This window comes from Paenibacillus ihbetae, assembly GCF_002741055.1.
GTDB lineage: Bacteria > Bacillota > Bacilli > Paenibacillales > Paenibacillaceae > Paenibacillus_AQ > Paenibacillus_AQ ihbetae.
The window spans coordinates 3,135,001-3,151,780 of sequence record NZ_CP016809.1 but is presented as its reverse complement, the minus strand read 5'-3'; the positions used below and the strand labels follow the sequence as shown (position 1 = coordinate 3,151,780).

Genomic DNA, 16,780 nt, shown 5'->3' with positions numbered 1-16,780 from the left:
GCGGCCGAAGGCCGGATAACATAAGGGGAGAGGGTCGATCATGGAAGCTTTGGCACTGGAGCGCAAGGCGGAGCAGAACCGCGTGCTGCGTGAACGGTTAATGGAGTTGAAGAAGGAACGCAATGCCATCATTTTGGCGCATTATTATCAACGGGATGAAATTCAGGAAGTCGCCGATTTCCGCGGAGATTCCTTTTTGCTGGCCCAAAAGGCGGCTCAGACCGATGCCGAGGTCATCGTTTTTTGCGGCGTGCATTTTATGGGAGAAAGCGCAAAGATATTGGCACCGAACAAAACGGTGCTTATTCCTGACGAGCGCGCAGGCTGTCCGATGGCCGATATGGTGAACGTTGACGGGCTGCGTAAGCTGAAGGCCCAGCATCCGAATGCCAAAGTGGTCACGTATATCAATTCATCGGCCGAGATCAAGGCGGAGACCGATATTTGCTGTACATCCTCGAATGCGGTTAAGGTCATTCAGTCGGTCGATTCGGATGAAATCATTTGGGTGCCCGACAAAAACCTGGGGCATTACGTCCAGCAGCACACTGACAAAAAGCTGATCATCTGGGAAGGGTACTGCAATACGCATGATATGTTAACCGTGAAAGATGTTGTGGAGATGAAGGCGAAATATCCGAACGCCGAGTTCGTCGTGCATCCGGAATGCCGTCCGGAGGTTGTCGCTATGGGCGACTTTGTGGGCAGCACCACCGCCATTCTGGAATACTGCAAAAACTCGCCGGCCCAGGAATTTATCGTAGGAACCGAAGACGGAACCGGCTATCAGCTCCGTTTGGACAGTCCGAATAAATCCTTCCATTTTGCGACTAAATTCCTCGTATGTCCGAATATGAAAGTGAATAATCTCAAAAAGCTGGTCAAAGCTCTGGAGACAATGAAGCCGCAGATTTACGTGCCGCCTGTCGTTGCAGAGAAAGCCAGAACTTCCTTAGAGCGCATGTTACAAGTTAAGTAGCATGCGCTACTCTTTCGCGAGAAGACAGGTGAGACGAGCGTGATACCGCAGTATTTGATCGATTTTGACCTAAAGGACCTGCCGGTAAAAGAGACGGATGTGATCGTCATCGGCTCCGGCATCGCCGGTTTATATACCGCTATTCTGGCAAGCGAGCATCATAAGGTGCTGTTGATTACGAAGAAATCGCTGCTCGAGAGCAATACGCGCTATGCGCAAGGCGGCATCGCTGCCGTGACGGCGGAGGACGATTCACCGGCCTATCATCGGCAGGATACGCTGCTTGCAGGGGCCGGGTTATGCTCCTCGGCAGCGGTGGATGTGCTGGTTAACGAGGGACCGGCCGGTGTCCAGGAATTGATCCGTCTCGGGACGATGTTTGACGTCGAGAACGGGGAGCTCGCTCTAACGAAGGAAGGAGCCCATAGCCACCGCCGCATTCTCCATGCGAATGGGGATGCTACCGGCTATGAAATCGTACGCGCCCTTTCCATTCAAGTCGAAATGCTTCACAATATAGAGGTGTGGGATGATCATTTTGTCATCGATCTGGTTACCGATCAAGGCGAATGCCATGGAGCGATTGTCCAGATGCCGGACGGGAAGCGGATCTTCGTGCGGGGCGAAGCAACGATTATGTGCTCCGGCGGTGCGGGTCAGCTGTACCGGTACACGACCAATCCCGAGGTTGCGACCGCCGATGGTGTCGCGATGGCCTATCGGGCGGGCGCCCAGATTCGGGACATGGAGTTTATTCAGTTCCACCCAACGGCGCTGAGTTATCCGGGAGCACCGCGGTTTCTGGTTTCGGAAGCGGTGCGCGGAGAAGGCGCGGTGCTCCGGAATATTAAAGGCGAGCGCTTCATGCACAAATATCATGAGCTGCTGGAGCTGGCGCCCCGGGATATTGTCGCCCGGGCGATCGTCAGCGAAATGGAGGCGACGGGCTCCACGTTCGTCTACCTGGACATTACCCATGAATCTCCGGAGATGGTCAAGCACCGGTTTCCAACAATTTACGAAACCTGCATGCGCTATGGGCTTGATCTGACCTCCGATTGGATTCCGGTCTCTCCCGCTGCGCATTATATGATGGGGGGCATCAAAACGAATCTGTACGGGGAGAGCAGTGTGAAGCGTCTGTTCGCCTGCGGGGAAGTGTCCTCGACCGGCGTTCATGGCGCAAATCGCTTAGCCAGCAATTCGCTTTCCGAGGCGGTTGTATACGGAAGCCGGATTGTTGAACGGATTGGGCAGCTTCCGAAACAGGAGAAGCGACCCCTTGATGTAACCTTCAGGCTTGGACGCAAGGATGCGCCTTCCCAGGCTATGGTCGAAAAGCGGCTGAAGCTTCAGAAAGTGATGGTGCGGTATGCCGGACTTCGCCGCAACCGGGACACCCTATTACGGGCGGAGGAAGAGCTTGGCCGGCAGCTGCCCCTGTTTCAAGCGGTATTGACCAAACGCGAGGAGTATGAATTTGCCAATATGCTTACAGCCTCCCTGCTGGTCGTTCACGGCGCGCTGTGCCGCGAAGAGAGCCGGGGGGCCCATTACCGCGAGGATTTCCCGGAACGAAATGATGCTGCATGGAAGAAGCATATCGTGCATACCCGGGATCAAGATAGGACGGAGGAAATAAGCGATGATGTTTAACGGTTACCATGACGGCCTGCTCCAGAGTATTCGAACATGGCTTCAAGAGGATGTCGGCTCTGGAGATATTACGACCCTTACGACGATTGAGCCCGGACATGAATCCAAGGCCGTGATTCATGCCAAGGAATCGGGCATCGTAGCCGGCATGCCGGTTGCAGAGCTGGTGTTCGAGTCGGTTGACCCGACGCTCGTGTTCAGGCCGCTGGTCCGGGACGGCGAGCGGGTGGAGAAGGGAACCGTCCTGGCTGAAGTCGAGGGGTCTACGCACCGTATATTGACCGGCGAGAGACTGGCCCTGAATCTTCTGCAGCGTTTGTCCGGCATCGCAACCACGACGCGCGCCTATGTCGATGCGCTGGAAGGGCTGCCTACCCGGCTTGTGGACACGCGCAAGACGACGCCGGGCCACCGGATGCTTGAGAAGTACGCAGTCCGGGTAGGCGGCGGGTCGAACCACCGGTTCGGCTTGTATGATGCCGTCATGATCAAGGATAATCATATTAAAGGCGCCGGCGGCATCCGTCAGGCGGTAGAACGCGCAAGAGCGAATATTCCGCATACGATGACCATCGAGGTTGAGACGGAAAGCCTAGAACAGGTAGAGGAAGCGCTTGATGCCGGCGCAGATATCATCATGCTCGACAACATGAATCATGAGCTGATGACTGAGGCGGTTCGAAGAATTAAGGCAAGGTCGCCGCATGTTCGGGTCGAGGCTTCCGGCAATGTGTCGCTTCAGACCGTACGCGGCATAGCGGAAACCGGGGTGGATGTCATTTCGGTCGGACGGCTCACCTATTCATTCCACAACCTGGACATCAGCTTAGATCTAAACGCCAAGAAGGGAGGAGCAGGGGTTTGATTCTGGTCGTAGACGTAGGCAACACGAACATCGTGCTTGGCGTGTATCAGGGCAAGAAGCTGCTGCACGATTTCCGGATCAGCACGTCACGCCAATCCACGGTGGATGAATACGGCGTACTGATTCACAATTTGTTTCAAATGTCGAATATAACGGTAAGCCAGATTGAAGGAGTCATCGTCTCCTCCGTCGTTCCGCCGCTTATCCGAGTGGTCGAGGAGATGTGCAGCAAGTATATTGGCAAGGCTCCGCTGATCGTCGGCCCCGGCATTAAGACCGGCCTAAATCTGCGGTATGAGAACCCGCGGGAGGTCGGTGCGGACCGGATCGTCAACGCTGTAGCTGCGATCGAGCAGTACGGAAGCCCGGTCATTGTGGTGGATTTTGGAACGGCAACGACCTTTGACTGTATCGATAAGGATCGAAATTATCTGGGCGGCGTCATCGTTCCAGGGATCGGGATCGCGACCGAAGCCTTGGTGCAGCGCGCATCGAAGCTCCCCCGCGTAGAGCTCGAGAAGCCGAAGAAGGTGATCGGACGCAATACCGTCCACGCGATGCAGGCCGGAATCGTTTACGGATATGCCGGACAGGTTGACGGGCTGGTTAAACGTATAAAAGCCGAGATGGGGACGGACAATGTTAAGGTTATCGCAACCGGAGGATTGGCAGAGCTGATCGCGAGCGAAACGGAATCCATCGAGGAGATTGCGCCACTGCTAACGCTCGATGGACTGCGTATCATTTACGAGCGCAACTAAGCCCGGGATTCGGGGTAAAACATAACAACTAGAAAGACAAGGAGGGCCTCAAGATGGATCAACAAAAAGACCGCATACTGCGGGGAACCGCATTAGGCGGGAAAGTGCGGGCCTTCGCCGTCCGGACCACGGATCTGGTCGAGGAGCTGCGCAGCAGGCATGACACGTTCCCGGTCGTTACAGCCGCTTTAGGCCGTACCGTGTCGGCAGCAGCGATGATGGGAGCGATGCTGAAAGGCGACGAGCGCCTCAGCATTCAAGTGCGCGGGGACGGCCCGATCGGCTTGATCGCCGCAGAGAGCAACGCAAACGGCGAGGTGCGCGGGTATGTTCACAATCCGCATGTCGAGCTGACGAATATCCGTCCGGGCAAGATGGACGTGGCAGCTGCCGTCGGCCGCACCGGTTATATTCACGTCATCAAAGACTTGGGATTGAAGGAGCCCTACCGCGGCAGCGTGCCAATTATTTCCGGCGAGCTGGCCGAGGATTTCACGTATTATTTTGCCGTATCCGAACAGACGAATTCCGCCGTCAGCCTTGGAGTGCTCGTATCGCCGGACTATACGGTCGCGAGTGCAGGTGGATTCATCATCCAGCTTCTTCCCGGGATCACGGATGAAGAGATCACGGAGCTCGAGCGTGCGCTTGGCGCGATTCCGCCGATGACGGAGATGCTGGAGGAGGGGCTCAGCCTGGAGGACATCCTGAAGCGGGTCGTACCGGATGTGAGCATTTTGGATGAAATGGACGTGAAATTCAGCTGTGACTGCAGCCAGGAGCGGGTTGAGCGGGCATTGATCAGCTTGGGACGCGATGAGATTCAACAAATGATTGATGAAGACGGTAAGGCGGAAGTATCCTGCCATTTCTGCAACGAAACGTATACCTTTGATGTAGAACAGCTAAAATCCGTGCTAGAGCGGGCCAAATCTTAAACGTTAAGGATTGAGCGACCGTGATGACGAGACAAGAGAAGGGATTGTGGGCGACCGTCATTGTCTTGACAGCAGGCGTACTGGTCATGGGCAGCTACATGCTGTTCTCCGGGGAGGGTTCTCGGGCAGGTTCTCCATCAGGGAATGGGCCGTCTCCGGCTGTTGCCACCATTCAGGACAAGGCGATCACAGAAGACGAGTGGGTTCGCGAGCTGAAGAAGCGTTACGGGCATGAAATGCTGATGACCATCCTTAACCGGAAGGCCGTAGCATTAGAGGCCGAAGCGAGGGGCATCGACGTGACGAAGTCAGAGCTGGAAGCGGAGATCGACATGATGAGTCGAACTTACGGCTCGAAGGAACGTTTTTTTGCGGAGATGGAACATCAGCTTGGCATCTCAGAAGAAGAGCTGAGGATAGAGACGACTTATCGGTTGCTGCTTGAAAAAATTGCCACGGCGGATGTCCACATCGATGAGCAGCAGATTGATTCCTATCTAGAGCAGTATCCGGATCAATTTCGCCCCAAGAAACAGCTGAACTTATCGATGATTGAGGTCGCGTCGGAGGCCGAAGCGAATCAGGTTATGGACCGACTGGAGGCCGGAGAGGACTTTGCGGATCTTGCCGCCGAGGTTTCCCTGGATGAGTATACCCGGGGCGACGGCGGGAAGATCGGCTTGGTGGAGGAAGATGATCCTTTTGTGCCCTCTGAGCTGATGGAGGCTGCCCTGACGCTGGAGGCCGGAGATATCGCCGGACCGATCGAGCTGGAGGACAATTACGCCATCGTTTATGTTGAGGAAATCGTGGAGCCGAAGGTTCCGAGCGAGGAAAGCATCCGCGAATCGGTCCGCAAACAGCTCGCGCTGGAGCAGTCGATTTCGTTGACGGAACTTGAACAGCAGCTGCGGGAGAAATACGAAGCCCGCATCGTTGCAAGCACGGTAACCTTATGACTTATACCGATATATCAATCCGAGCGGAATAGCTCCCGGGGGAAGGATCATCCTTGCTTCGGGAGCTTTTTGCTTGAAGGCTTCCATAAAGCATTCCTAGGAGGATTCCTCTGGCAGACTCGTCCGTAAGATGCAGGGAAGAATACCTAGAAAAGCTTATTTTCAACGCAAAGTGTTATTGACAATGGCCTTTATCGTTGATAAGATGAAAGTATAAAAACCTACCTATTTACTCGGATTAACAAAAGGCCGCAGACATGAGTTGCCTGCAGCGCGTTTAGCGGCTCTTATGATGTGACATCACGGATGGGCTATGCATATACACGATGACATGGCTTGCCTAACAAAGTTATGTATTCATGGAAACACACCCATATTTATGAGGAGGGCTTCATTCATGGCAAAAGTCGTAAACAATGTGACAGAACTCATCGGCGATACACCCCTTGTCCGCTTGAACCGGATTGTGCCGGAGGACAGTGCGGAGATCTATTTGAAGCTGGAGTACCAGAACCCGGGAGCCAGCGTTAAAGACCGGATTGCGGTCAGCATCGTAGAGGAAGCGGAGAAGGAAGGCCGTTTGAAGCCGGGCGATACGATCATTGAAGCAACGAGCGGCAATACGGGAATCGGGCTGGCGATGGTGGCTGCGGCGAAAGGCTACAAAGCCGTCATCGTTATGCCTGAAACGATGAGCTTGGAACGCCGCAACCTGCTGCGCGCATATGGCGCCGAGCTTGTTCTGACGCCAGGCTCCGAGGGAATGAACGGGGCGGTGAAGAAGGCGGAGGAGATTTTGAAGGAGAACTCCGGATTTTTCATGGCGGAGCAGTTCAAGAACCAAGCAAACGTAAAAATTCACCGTGAAACGACCGGTCCTGAAATTGTAGAAGCAATCGAGTCCATCGGCGGCATGCTGGATGCATTCGTAGCCGGGATCGGCACAGGCGGTACGATTACGGGTGCCGGCGAAGTGCTGAAGAGCCAATACCCTGATATTAAAATCTATGCGGTTGAGCCTGCAGCATCCCCGATTCTGGCCGGCGGCAAGCCTGGCCCGCATAAAATTCAAGGCATCGGCGCGAACTTCGTTCCGGAAATTCTGAATCAGGAAATCTATGATGAAATCATTCATGTCGAGAATGATGAAGCCTTCGAAACTTCCCGCCGCGTAGCGAAAGAGGAAGGCGTTCTTGGCGGAATTTCTTCCGGCGCAGCTGTGTTCGCGGCATTGAAGGTTGCCAAGGAGCTTGGCAAAGGCAAGCGCGTGGTTGCCGTCATCCCGAGCAACGGGGAGCGCTACCTCAGCACGCCGCTTTATAACTTCGAGGCATAAACCGTTCATACAGCGTTGCCCTCAATGTGTTCATAGCATTGAGGGCTTTTTGTGTATACTACAACCATATTCGGCGGCTCCGGATCGTAAAAAAATAATGTTTTGCCAAGCATGTTTTTAGGGTTTTCAAGTGAGGCGGGATACAGTATACTGACAGGCAACAGTAAGGGTTTATGCGTTCAAGACTAGAGGGAGGATCGGCATGAAGAGAAGAATGGAATTCGCCCATTGGCTTACATGGGCTGCGGAGGGCTGGTCCGTACTTCCCTATTTGGTTGAGTATAAAGGAAGTTCCGGGGGGCTTCCTCCATCGTGGAGGCAGGCTTGGAGATCAGCTTCTCCCTATGCGTTCGTATTAGAGAGCGGCAAGGGCGGACGATACACGTATCTTGGCCTGCATCCGGCGTCCATTCTGCAGGGCAAGGGCGATGAGGGCGAGATCCTTACGCTGTCTACCGGGGAACGGCAAAAGGTGGCGGGTAAACCGCTGCATCTCTTGGAGAAATGGATGCACGCTTTTCGTGCGCCGCGGATTCAGGGGTGGCCGGATTTTCGCGGTGGCTGCGCGGGCTTCCTCAGCTATGACGTCATCCGCTCCATCGAACAGCTGCCGGCCTTGGCCAAGGACGAGCCCGGCTTCCCCGATTATTTATGGATGCAGATGAATGAGATTTGGATCTACGACCATAAGGATGATTCGATCTACTGCTCGATCCATGTTCCGTGGGATGGCAAACGGCAAGAGGATCAATCCGGTTTAAGCGATAAGTCCGGTTCGGGGAGGAATCAGGCCTCCGGTCTATCACCGGAGCAGGAGCGTTCGCTCCGACAGCGGTACGCCGAAGTCGAGGCAAAGGCAGAGCGGATGCTGGCCGCATGGAACGATTTGTTCGGCCAACCTTCGGAAGCCGGAGGCGAGGGCGAGTCCGAGGATTCAAGGCAGCGACGTAAGCGCATGGAGAAGTCCGGGCAGCTGTCAGGACCTCATGTGGAAGGCTGGGATCGGCTCGAGATCGATTTCTCGCAGGATGCGTTTCAGCAGGCAGTGCTGGCCATCCAGGAGTATATAAGGCAAGGGGATGTGTTTCAGGTTAATCTGTCCCTCAGGCGGCATCTGAAGCTCCATGGGGATCCGGCAGAGGTCTATGAATGGATGCGGATCTTGAATCCGTCCCCATATATGGGTTACCTGATGTCGCCGGGATTCAGTCTGGCCAGCGGATCGCCGGAGCTGCTGGTGAAGGTGGACGGCGATATTGTATCGGCCCGTCCGATTGCAGGAACCCGGCGCCGCGGGGGCAATCCCGAAGAGGATGCGGCCATGGAGGCTGAGCTTCTAGGCAGCGAGAAGGAGCGCGCGGAGCATATTATGCTTGTTGATCTGGAGCGCAATGATATCGGCCGGATTGCAGCTTACGGCACCGTTCATGTTCCGGAGCTGATGACGGTGGAGCGGTATTCGCATGTCATGCATCTCGTATCGCAGGTCGAGGGGCGACTTGCAGAGGGCAGCAAGGCGTATGACGTCATCGCCGCCGTATTTCCGGGAGGCACGATAACAGGCGCACCCAAAATCCGGACGATGGAAATCATCGAGGAGCTGGAGCCTGTTACGAGAGGGCCCTACACTGGTTCGATGGGCTGGATTGACTATAACGGGGATATGGAGCTGAATATTATTATCCGAACCCTCGCCGTGAAGGATGGGATCGGCTATATTCAGACGGGGGCCGGCATCGTGATTGATTCGGATCCTTATCGGGAGTACAGGGAGTGCCATAACAAGGCAAAGGCCTTGATTGCAGCCTTGATGTGCAGTGAAGACGAAGCTGCAGCCGTAGCTGCGGATATAGGGGGATAAACGTATGATACTTGTGATCGACAATTATGATTCATTTACGTACAACCTGGTTCAATATTTGGGTGAACTCGGCGAGGAAGTTAAGGTATTCCGGAACGATGAGATTGATATTGCCGGCATTGAAGCGCTGGCGCCGGATCATATTCTGATCTCCCCGGGTCCGTGCACACCGAACGAGGCAGGCGTCAGCTTGGAAGTCATATCCCATTTCAAAGGCGTCATCCCGATCTTCGGCGTTTGCCTGGGGCATCAGGCCATCGGCCAGGCCTTCGGCGGCAAGGTCATCCGGGCCGAGCGGCTCATGCACGGCAAGACCTCGCCGATCCAACATGAGGGCCGTTCCGTCTTTGAGGGGCTGCCAAATCCGTTCACGGCGACGCGTTATCACTCGCTGATCGTTGAGAAGGAAAGCCTCCCGGATGAGCTGGAGATTACCGCTTGGACCGAAGAAGGCGAAATTATGGGGCTTGCCCATAAGCAGTACCCAGTAGAAGGCGTGCAGTTCCATCCGGAATCGATCATTACGGATCATGGCCATCAAATGCTCCGGAATTTCCTGAAGCGGACCGCAGGTGCCAAGGCATGAAATTTGTCGGCTTGAACGGCGGCATTGTCGAAGCTGCCCGGGCTGAATTGTCTGTGTTGGACCACGGATTGTTATACGGGATGGGCGCGTTCGAGACGTTTCGCACCTATAACGGCCAGCCGTTCCTGCTGGAGCGGCATCTGAACCGTCTCGCTGAGAGCTGTGCATGGATGGGCATCGAATATCAGGCGGATCCGGAGTCCATCCGTGCCTGGATCACGGGCCTAATGAAGGCGAACGGGCTGGCGGATGCCTATATCCGTTACACGATAACGGCCGGCGAGGCTCCTCTGGGGCTGCCGTCCGGCGATTATGTCAAACCGGCGCAAATCTTGTTTGCCAAAGCACTGCCAGGAACGAATGCATCCTTATACGAGAAGGGACGTGCCCTTCGGCTCCTTTCTCTTCCCCGAAACACACCGGAGTCGCCGGTCCGGATGAAATCCTTGCATTATATGAATAATATACTCGCGAAGCGGGAGCTCGACCGTTACCCGGTCCATACGGACGGACCGGCTGAAGGCTTGCTGCTCACAGCTGCCGGGGAGCTGGCTGAGGGGATCGTGAGCAACGTGTTTTTCGTGAAAGACGGGCGATTGTATACACCGGACCTCGGGACGGGCATTCTCCCCGGCATTACGCGGGCGGTTGTAATGGAGCTGGCTGCGGGAGCCGGGATTAGGACCGAGGAGGGGCGCTACCGCTGGAAAGATTTGCTGGAAGCGGATGAAATATTTACGACTGGCTCCGTTCAGGAGATTGTACCGGTAACGACGCTGATTGGGCTGGACGATGTTCACCAGGTCGTCGGAGCAGGAACAGCGGGTCCGATCACCCGGACTTTGCTCGGAGCTTATCGAGAGAAAGCAGGGTTGCACCAATGAAAACCACGATATATGAACGGGAATACCGATTAAGCGAAGAGGCAGTCCTAAAGCTGGGACAATCGACGCTGATCATGGGGATATTGAATGTTACGCCGGACTCGTTCTCGGACGGCGGCCGGTATAATGATACGGAGCGGGCGCTTGCGCATGCGATGCAGCTGATCGAGGACGGTGCCGATCTGATTGATATCGGGGGGGAATCGACCCGTCCGGGTCATGAGCCGGTCGGGGTCGAGGAGGAGCTTGCCCGGGTTATTCCGGTTGTGGAGGCGATTCACCGCCATGCCCCCCACATTCCTTTGTCGGTCGACACCTATAAGGCCGAGGTAGCCCGCCGGGCGATCGAAGCCGGCGCCCATATGATCAACGATATTTGGGGGTTCAAAGAGGATCCGGACATGGCGAAAACTGCGGCGGAGCTAGGATGCCCGGTTATCCTGATGCATAACCGCCGGAACCGGGATTATACCGACCTGGTGGAAGACGTGAAGCGGGATTTAATGGAAAGTGTCGAAATTGCTCGGGCGGCCGGAGTAAAGGATGAACATATTTTGCTGGATCCGGGGATCGGGTTTGCCAAGGATTATAAGGAGAACCTGCAGGTGATGGCATCCCTGGACAAGCTGGTTGAGCTTGGGTTTCCGGTGCTCCTGGCGACATCGCGCAAACGGTTCATTCAGACGACGCTCGATGCACCGGCCCAGGACGTGCTGGAAGGGACGGCCGCGACGGTGGCGTACGGCATCGCGCAAGGCTGCCAGATCGTTCGGGTGCATGACGTGCTGCATATGAAACGCACGGCGAAGATGTGTGACGCGATGGTATACGCCTCACCGGAACTACGCCGGATGTGATTTTTTTCAGATTGGATGGAAGGGCGGAGCTAGAGTATGGATAAAATGATTTTGAGCCGGATGGAATACTATGGTTACCACGGCGTGTTTGAAGAAGAGCGCAAGCTTGGCCAGCGTTTTTACGTCGATCTGGAGCTTGAGCTGGATCTCAGCAAGGCTGCGGCTGCCGACGATCTGACATTAACGGTAAATTATGCCGAGATTCATGAGCTCCTTCAAGGCATCATGCGGCAGGAGTCCTTTCAATTAATTGAAGCTTTAGCGGAGCATATTGCAACTAAAGTACTGGACACTTATACTATTATCGATGCTTTAACGGTCCGATTAACGAAGCCGCATCCTCCTTTTGATATTCATTTCGAAGGTGTTACCATCGAGCTCCATCGGACCAGAAAGTGAGACGATCATGAATTCACACGCCACCTCTGAGTGCTCAGAGGCTTATATTGCTTTAGGGGCCAATTTGGGGGACCGTGAAGGGAACCTGATGGAGGCCCTCGAACGTTTGGATGATACGCTGGGCATTCAGGTGCTGCGAGTCTCCAATCTATACGAGACCGAGCCTGTCGGTTATGTTGATCAACCGATGTTCCTCAACATGGCGGCGGTTGTGTCGACATCCTTGAGTCCGCACGCGCTTCTTGCCGAAATGCAGCGGATTGAGAAGGAACTCGGCCGTGTCCGTCATATCCATTGGGGACCGCGGACGGTTGATCTGGATTTGCTGTGGATGGAGGGACGCCGTCTGGATACGCCGGAGCTTGTGCTTCCGCATCCCCGCATGCAGGAGCGTTCGTTTGTTCTTAGGCCGCTTTCCGATATCGTATTTGAGGATGAGCCTTCCGGCTTGTACCGGGCAGTGCAGACAGCTCTTGCGAAACTGGAAGGAAAGGAAGGAATACAGCTTTGGAAAACAAGCAGCTGGCGCAGCGTATCCGCGCTTTCCGAAAATTAAAGGGTTTGACGCAGCAGGAACTGGCCGAGCGCACCGGCATTTCGCTCGCCGTGCTCGGGGCCGTTGAGCGAGGCAATCGCAAGGCCGAGGAGCAGGTCCTCGCGAAGATTGCCGAAGTGCTTGAAATTTCGCTGCAGGAGCTGAAGGCAGAAGGCTGATTGCCTGCTCGTTTGCTTGCCGGGTTAAAGCCGAGGCCTGAGGAAGATGGAGATCCATGAATCACTTGCAACCCGAGCAGCCGCGAATTCGACGGCTCTTTCGGAATTTTTACGACTACGCATGTCGTCAAGGTATTAACAGTGCATAGCTTGCTAATCACTATACCGTACAGCAGGGAAGCAAGGCGTATAGGCGCATGGATATCCTGTCTGTCTTCCATTAACCGGCATCGTCTGGACGGACATGACGGAAATGAGTATGATGAATGAGTTTGAGAATTCGATTCACTTTCTAATCAAGAGAGGAATCTTTCAAGGATATATAAATTGAGGCGTAAAGGGGTGACACATTATGTTGAAAATCGGAGACATCGAGATGAAGAACCAGGTTGTTCTCGCCCCAATGGCAGGCGTGTGCAACCCGGCATTCCGGCTGATCGCCAAGGAATTCGGCACGGGCCTGGTCTGTGCGGAGATGGTTAGCGGCAAAGCGATCGTGCACGGGAATAAGCGTACACAAGAGATGCTGTTTGTCGACGAACGGGAGAAGCCGCTGAGCCTTCAGATTTTCGGCGGTGACCGCGATTCTCTCGTCGAGGCCGCGAAAGTTGTCGACCAGCAGACCAATGCCGATATTATTGATATCAATATGGGCTGTCCGGCACCTAAAGTGACAAAGATGGATGCTGGCGCCCGCTGGCTGCTGGATTCGAACAAAATTTACGAAATGGTGGCCGCCGTGGTGGATGCCGTGAACAAACCGGTTACGGTGAAAATGCGTACCGGCTGGGACAGCGAGCATATCTTTGCGGTTGAGAATGCGCAGGCGGTGGAGCGCGCGGGCGGCCAGGCCGTCAGCCTCCACGGACGTACGCGGGAGCAGCTGTACACGGGACATGCCGATTGGAACATGATCCGGCAGGTGAAGGAAGCTGTGTCGATTCCGGTTATCGGCAACGGAGACGTGGTCACGCCCGAGGACGCCAAGCGGATGCTGGATACGACAGGATGCGACGGAGTCATGATCGGCCGCGGGGCGCTGGGTAATCCTTGGATGCTCTATCGGACCGTGGAGTATCTGAAGACAGGTGAGCTTCTTCCGGATCCGTCGCCGCAGGAGAAGATCCGCATTGCTATTTTGCATATGGACCGGTTGATTGCCCTTCGGGGTGAGCAGGTTGCAGTCAAAGAGATGCGAAAGCATCTTGCCTGGTATCTCAAGGGGCTGAAGGGATCTGCCCGGATCAAGGATACCATTATGGAAGGAACGAAGCGGGATGAAATGGTCAATATCCTGAACGAATTCGTCAATTCACTCGAGGACCAAGGGGAGACGTCCGATAGTGCGTATCCTAAGACTGCCGCAGCGGTGGGATAATGATAAGCTAAAGAGGCTGTTAACGGTGTGCTGTATAATCACCGCTGACAGCCTTGGCCCACATTGACTTTTTGAAATGGTTACCATATAATCTTTCAGTATAAATTCCAAGAAAGAAGCTTGCATCACGGGGAGGTTCTGATCCCCAAGAATTCGCATATAGTATGGTGATACCGTGGTATAAATTATTTACATGACAGGAGAATCGGTTAATGAGCGATAAAGAAGTCATTCTTACACAGGACGGTCTGAAGAAACTGGAGGACGAACTTGAAAATCTAAAATCTGTGAAACGCCGCGAAGTGGCAGAGCGGATCAAGGTTGCCATCGGCTATGGCGATATTAGTGAAAACTCCGAATATGAAGACGCCAAGAACGAGCAGGCCTTTATCGAAGGACGAATCATTACGCTGGAGAAAATGCTCCGCAATGCGCGTATCATCAACCACGATGACATTAACACCGATATCGTCAGTGTCGGCAATACCGTTATCGTTGAAGATCTGGAGTTTGGCGACAAGATGGAATATACGATTGTGGGTACGGCAGAATCCGATCCGCTTAACAATAAGATTTCCAACGAAAGCCCTGTCGGCAAAGCGATCATCGGCAAGGCCAAAGGCTCGGTTGTTGATGTTAACGTTCCAGCGGGCGTTATTCAATATAAAATTGTAGATATTAAGAAGTAAGTCGGAATGTGATTGCGAAAGCTTCCTTCGGGGGGCTTTTTTAAATTAGATAGCTGTGCATAGGACTTAATCGTGTGATGCTGCGAAGATCAGGCAAGCCATACCTTTAAGTCCTTGGTGAATATGTGCACCTGCAGGAAGATTTAGTCACAAACGAAGAGCTCGGACGGCGTTGTATGATGCTGTATTTGTTGGTGGCGGGTCAATGCATGGAAGTGAAATGAAGGAGATGAACGACAATGACGGAAGAAATCAATAACCAGGAACAGGAGCAGGAGCTAAGTGAGCTGCTGCAGATTCGACGCAATAAATTGGACGAGCTTCGGAAGCTTGGCATCGATCCGTTTGGGGGAAAATACGAAAGAGAGCATCATGCCGGCGATATTGTGAAGGCGTATGACGCGCTTTCCAAGGAAGAGCTCGATGAGAAGCAGGTGGAAGTGAACCTGGCTGGCCGGATTATGGCCAAGCGCGGCATGGGTAAGGCTTCTTTCGCCCATATCCAGGATTTGAGCGGCCGCATTCAGATTTACGTTCGTCAGGATACGGTTGCCGAGGCCCAGTACGAAGCGTTCAGCATTCTCGATCTTGGGGATATCATCGGCGTCAAAGGTGTTCTTTTCAAGACGAAGACCGGTGAGTTAACCGTGAAAGTGATGGAGATTGAGGTTCTTTCAAAATCACTGTATCCGCTCCCTGAGAAGTTCCATGGGTTGAAGGATGTGGAGCTTCGTTACCGTCAGCGTTACGTCGACCTGATCATCAATCCGGATGTTCAGAAGACCTTCATTACCCGTTCCCGCATTATTCAGTCGATGCGCCGTTACCTCGATTCGTTGGGATATCTCGAGGTGGAAACGCCAACCCTGCATTCGATCGCGGGAGGAGCTGCCGCCCGTCCGTTTATTACGCATCACAATGCGCTCGATATGGAGCTGTACATGCGTATTGCGATCGAGCTTCATCTAAAGCGCCTGATCGTAGGCGGATTGGAGAAAGTATACGAGATCGGCCGCGTGTACCGGAATGAAGGGATTTCCACCCGTCATAATCCGGAGTTCACCATGATTGAGCTGTATGAAGCATATGCGGATTACAAGGATATTATGGCTCTGACCGAGAACATGATCGCTCACATTGCCCAGGAAGTACTGGGCACGCAGGTCATCAATTATCAAGGGCATGAAGTCAACTTGAAGCCGCAATGGCGCCGCGTATCCATGGTGGATGCGGTCAAGGAAGTTGTCGGGGTTGATTTCGGCATTCAGATGACGAATGAAGAAGCCCATCGCTTGGCAAAAGAGCATAAAGTGCCGGTTGAGCCGCATATGACCTTTGGCCACATTCTGAATGCGTTCTTCGAGCAGTTCGTCGAGGAGACGTTGATTCAACCGACCTTCGTTACCGGTCATCCGGTTGAAATTTCGCCGCTGGCGAAAAAGAATGATGCCGACCCGCGCTTTACGGATCGTTTTGAGCTGTTTATCGTAGCCCGCGAGCATGCCAATGCATTCTCCGAGCTGAATGATCCGATCGATCAGCGCCAGCGTTTTGAAGCGCAGCTGAAAGAGAAGGAGCAGGGGAACGATGAAGCGCATGAGATGGATGAGGATTTCCTGCGTGCGCTGGAGTATGGCATGCCGCCGACAGGCGGACTCGGTATCGGTATCGACCGTTTGATCATGCTGCTCACCGATTCACCGTCTATCCGCGATGTGCTGCTCTTCCCGCATATGCGTAATCGCGAGTAGTTGAAGATGTTCTTACGATGAGATTTCAAAGGCAGTCAGCTTGGTGCTGGCTGCTTTTTTATGACTTCTTTCCATTGTTCCTTGTTTATGTGGCTGTATCATTGGACGCAGCTGGTCTCCTTCATGTATTTAATTAGAATCTATTCGCAAATGGATCGAGCAATAGG

Annotated in this window: 17 protein-coding genes; all 17 read left to right on the top strand. The window is 54.0% G+C overall.

Annotation, left to right across the window (positions count from 1 at the left end):
• Window positions 1-40 precede the first annotated feature (40 nt).
• The gene (nadA, locus tag BBD41_RS14065; RefSeq protein ID WP_077570970.1) at window positions 41-979 is read left to right on the top strand and encodes a quinolinate synthase NadA; all 939 of its coding nucleotides are present in this window, start codon (window positions 41-43) and stop codon (window positions 977-979) included.
• 39 nt (window positions 980-1,018) lie between these two features.
• Window positions 1,019-2,635, top strand: coding sequence for an L-aspartate oxidase (gene nadB, locus BBD41_RS14060; RefSeq protein WP_099477941.1), 1,617 nt, complete (start codon window positions 1,019-1,021; stop codon window positions 2,633-2,635).
• Window positions 2,625-3,500, top strand: coding sequence for a carboxylating nicotinate-nucleotide diphosphorylase (gene nadC, locus BBD41_RS14055; RefSeq protein ID WP_099477940.1), 876 nt, complete (start codon window positions 2,625-2,627; stop codon window positions 3,498-3,500). Before nadB ends, nadC begins: the two co-directional genes overlap by 11 nt.
• Window positions 3,497-4,261, top strand: a complete 765-nt coding sequence (locus BBD41_RS14050) for a type III pantothenate kinase (protein ID WP_077570976.1) — start codon at window positions 3,497-3,499, stop codon at window positions 4,259-4,261. The genes nadC and BBD41_RS14050 overlap by 4 nt, the downstream gene beginning before the upstream one ends.
• 53 nt (window positions 4,262-4,314) lie before the next feature.
• Window positions 4,315-5,199 (top strand): Hsp33 family molecular chaperone HslO, encoded by an 885-nt coding sequence (gene hslO / locus BBD41_RS14045; protein ID WP_099477939.1) that lies wholly within the window; start codon window positions 4,315-4,317, stop codon window positions 5,197-5,199.
• A 23-nt stretch (window positions 5,200-5,222) separates the two neighbouring features.
• Window positions 5,223-6,158 (top strand): peptidyl-prolyl cis-trans isomerase, encoded by a 936-nt coding sequence (locus tag BBD41_RS14040; protein ID WP_099477938.1) that lies wholly within the window; start codon window positions 5,223-5,225, stop codon window positions 6,156-6,158.
• A gap of 397 nt (window positions 6,159-6,555) precedes the next feature.
• A complete protein-coding gene (gene cysK / locus BBD41_RS14035) occupies window positions 6,556-7,494 on the top strand; it encodes a cysteine synthase A (protein WP_099477937.1) in 939 nt (312 codons plus the stop codon).
• A gap of 202 nt (window positions 7,495-7,696) precedes the next feature.
• The gene (locus BBD41_RS14030) at window positions 7,697-9,355 is read left to right on the top strand and encodes an anthranilate synthase component I family protein (protein WP_099477936.1); all 1,659 of its coding nucleotides are present in this window, start codon (window positions 7,697-7,699) and stop codon (window positions 9,353-9,355) included.
• Between the two features lie 4 nt (window positions 9,356-9,359).
• Entirely contained in the window at window positions 9,360-9,941 is a 582-nt protein-coding gene (gene pabA / locus BBD41_RS14025; protein ID WP_028406001.1) for an aminodeoxychorismate/anthranilate synthase component II, read from the top strand.
• Window positions 9,938-10,825 (top strand): aminotransferase class IV, encoded by an 888-nt coding sequence (locus tag BBD41_RS14020; protein ID WP_099477935.1) that lies wholly within the window; start codon window positions 9,938-9,940, stop codon window positions 10,823-10,825. The genes pabA and BBD41_RS14020 overlap by 4 nt, the downstream gene beginning before the upstream one ends.
• The gene (gene folP, locus BBD41_RS14015; protein WP_099477934.1) at window positions 10,822-11,682 is read left to right on the top strand and encodes a dihydropteroate synthase; all 861 of its coding nucleotides are present in this window, start codon (window positions 10,822-10,824) and stop codon (window positions 11,680-11,682) included. The genes BBD41_RS14020 and folP overlap by 4 nt, the downstream gene beginning before the upstream one ends.
• Before the next feature lie 36 nt (window positions 11,683-11,718).
• Window positions 11,719-12,081 carry a dihydroneopterin aldolase gene (gene folB / locus BBD41_RS14010; protein WP_007132902.1) on the top strand — a complete coding sequence of 121 codons (363 nt, stop codon included), beginning with the start codon at window positions 11,719-11,721 and terminating at the stop codon, window positions 12,079-12,081.
• Between the two features lie 7 nt (window positions 12,082-12,088).
• Window positions 12,089-12,637 carry a 2-amino-4-hydroxy-6-hydroxymethyldihydropteridine diphosphokinase gene (gene folK, locus BBD41_RS14005; RefSeq protein WP_099477933.1) on the top strand — a complete coding sequence of 183 codons (549 nt, stop codon included), beginning with the start codon at window positions 12,089-12,091 and terminating at the stop codon, window positions 12,635-12,637.
• Window positions 12,589-12,795: a helix-turn-helix domain-containing protein gene (locus tag BBD41_RS14000; protein ID WP_077570995.1), complete on the top strand. Its 207-nt coding sequence runs from the start codon at window positions 12,589-12,591 to the stop codon at window positions 12,793-12,795. Before folK ends, BBD41_RS14000 begins: the two co-directional genes overlap by 49 nt.
• A gap of 352 nt (window positions 12,796-13,147) precedes the next feature.
• A complete protein-coding gene (gene dusB, locus BBD41_RS13995) occupies window positions 13,148-14,173 on the top strand; it encodes a tRNA dihydrouridine synthase DusB (RefSeq protein WP_099477932.1) in 1,026 nt (341 codons plus the stop codon).
• Between the two features lie 212 nt (window positions 14,174-14,385).
• Window positions 14,386-14,862: a transcription elongation factor GreA gene (gene greA / locus BBD41_RS13990; RefSeq protein WP_007132906.1), complete on the top strand. Its 477-nt coding sequence runs from the start codon at window positions 14,386-14,388 to the stop codon at window positions 14,860-14,862.
• A 239-nt stretch (window positions 14,863-15,101) separates the two neighbouring features.
• A complete protein-coding gene (gene lysS, locus BBD41_RS13985) occupies window positions 15,102-16,613 on the top strand; it encodes a lysine--tRNA ligase (RefSeq protein WP_077570999.1) in 1,512 nt (503 codons plus the stop codon).
• Window positions 16,614-16,780 lie beyond the last annotated feature (167 nt).

Excerpts from the sequence above, each read along its gene's own strand:
- nadA (WP_077570970.1), top strand. The coding sequence starts at position 41 with ATGGAAGCTTTGGCACTGGAGCGCAAGGCGGAGCAGAACCGCGTGCTG.
- nadC (WP_099477940.1), top strand. The coding sequence starts at position 2,625 with ATGATGTTTAACGGTTACCATGACGGCCTGCTCCAGAGTATTCGAACA.
- hslO (WP_099477939.1), top strand. The coding sequence starts at position 4,315 with ATGGATCAACAAAAAGACCGCATACTGCGGGGAACCGCATTAGGCGGG.
- BBD41_RS14040 (WP_099477938.1), top strand. The coding sequence starts at position 5,223 with ATGACGAGACAAGAGAAGGGATTGTGGGCGACCGTCATTGTCTTGACA.
- cysK (WP_099477937.1), top strand. The coding sequence starts at position 6,556 with ATGGCAAAAGTCGTAAACAATGTGACAGAACTCATCGGCGATACACCC.
- BBD41_RS14030 (WP_099477936.1), top strand. The coding sequence starts at position 7,697 with ATGAAGAGAAGAATGGAATTCGCCCATTGGCTTACATGGGCTGCGGAG.
- pabA (WP_028406001.1), top strand. The coding sequence starts at position 9,360 with ATGATACTTGTGATCGACAATTATGATTCATTTACGTACAACCTGGTT.
- BBD41_RS14020 (WP_099477935.1), top strand. The coding sequence starts at position 9,938 with ATGAAATTTGTCGGCTTGAACGGCGGCATTGTCGAAGCTGCCCGGGCT.
- folP (WP_099477934.1), top strand. The coding sequence starts at position 10,822 with ATGAAAACCACGATATATGAACGGGAATACCGATTAAGCGAAGAGGCA.
- folB (WP_007132902.1), top strand. The coding sequence starts at position 11,719 with ATGGATAAAATGATTTTGAGCCGGATGGAATACTATGGTTACCACGGC.
- folK (WP_099477933.1), top strand. The coding sequence starts at position 12,089 with ATGAATTCACACGCCACCTCTGAGTGCTCAGAGGCTTATATTGCTTTA.
- dusB (WP_099477932.1), top strand. The coding sequence starts at position 13,148 with ATGTTGAAAATCGGAGACATCGAGATGAAGAACCAGGTTGTTCTCGCC.
- greA (WP_007132906.1), top strand. The coding sequence starts at position 14,386 with ATGAGCGATAAAGAAGTCATTCTTACACAGGACGGTCTGAAGAAACTG.
- lysS (WP_077570999.1), top strand. The coding sequence starts at position 15,102 with ATGACGGAAGAAATCAATAACCAGGAACAGGAGCAGGAGCTAAGTGAG.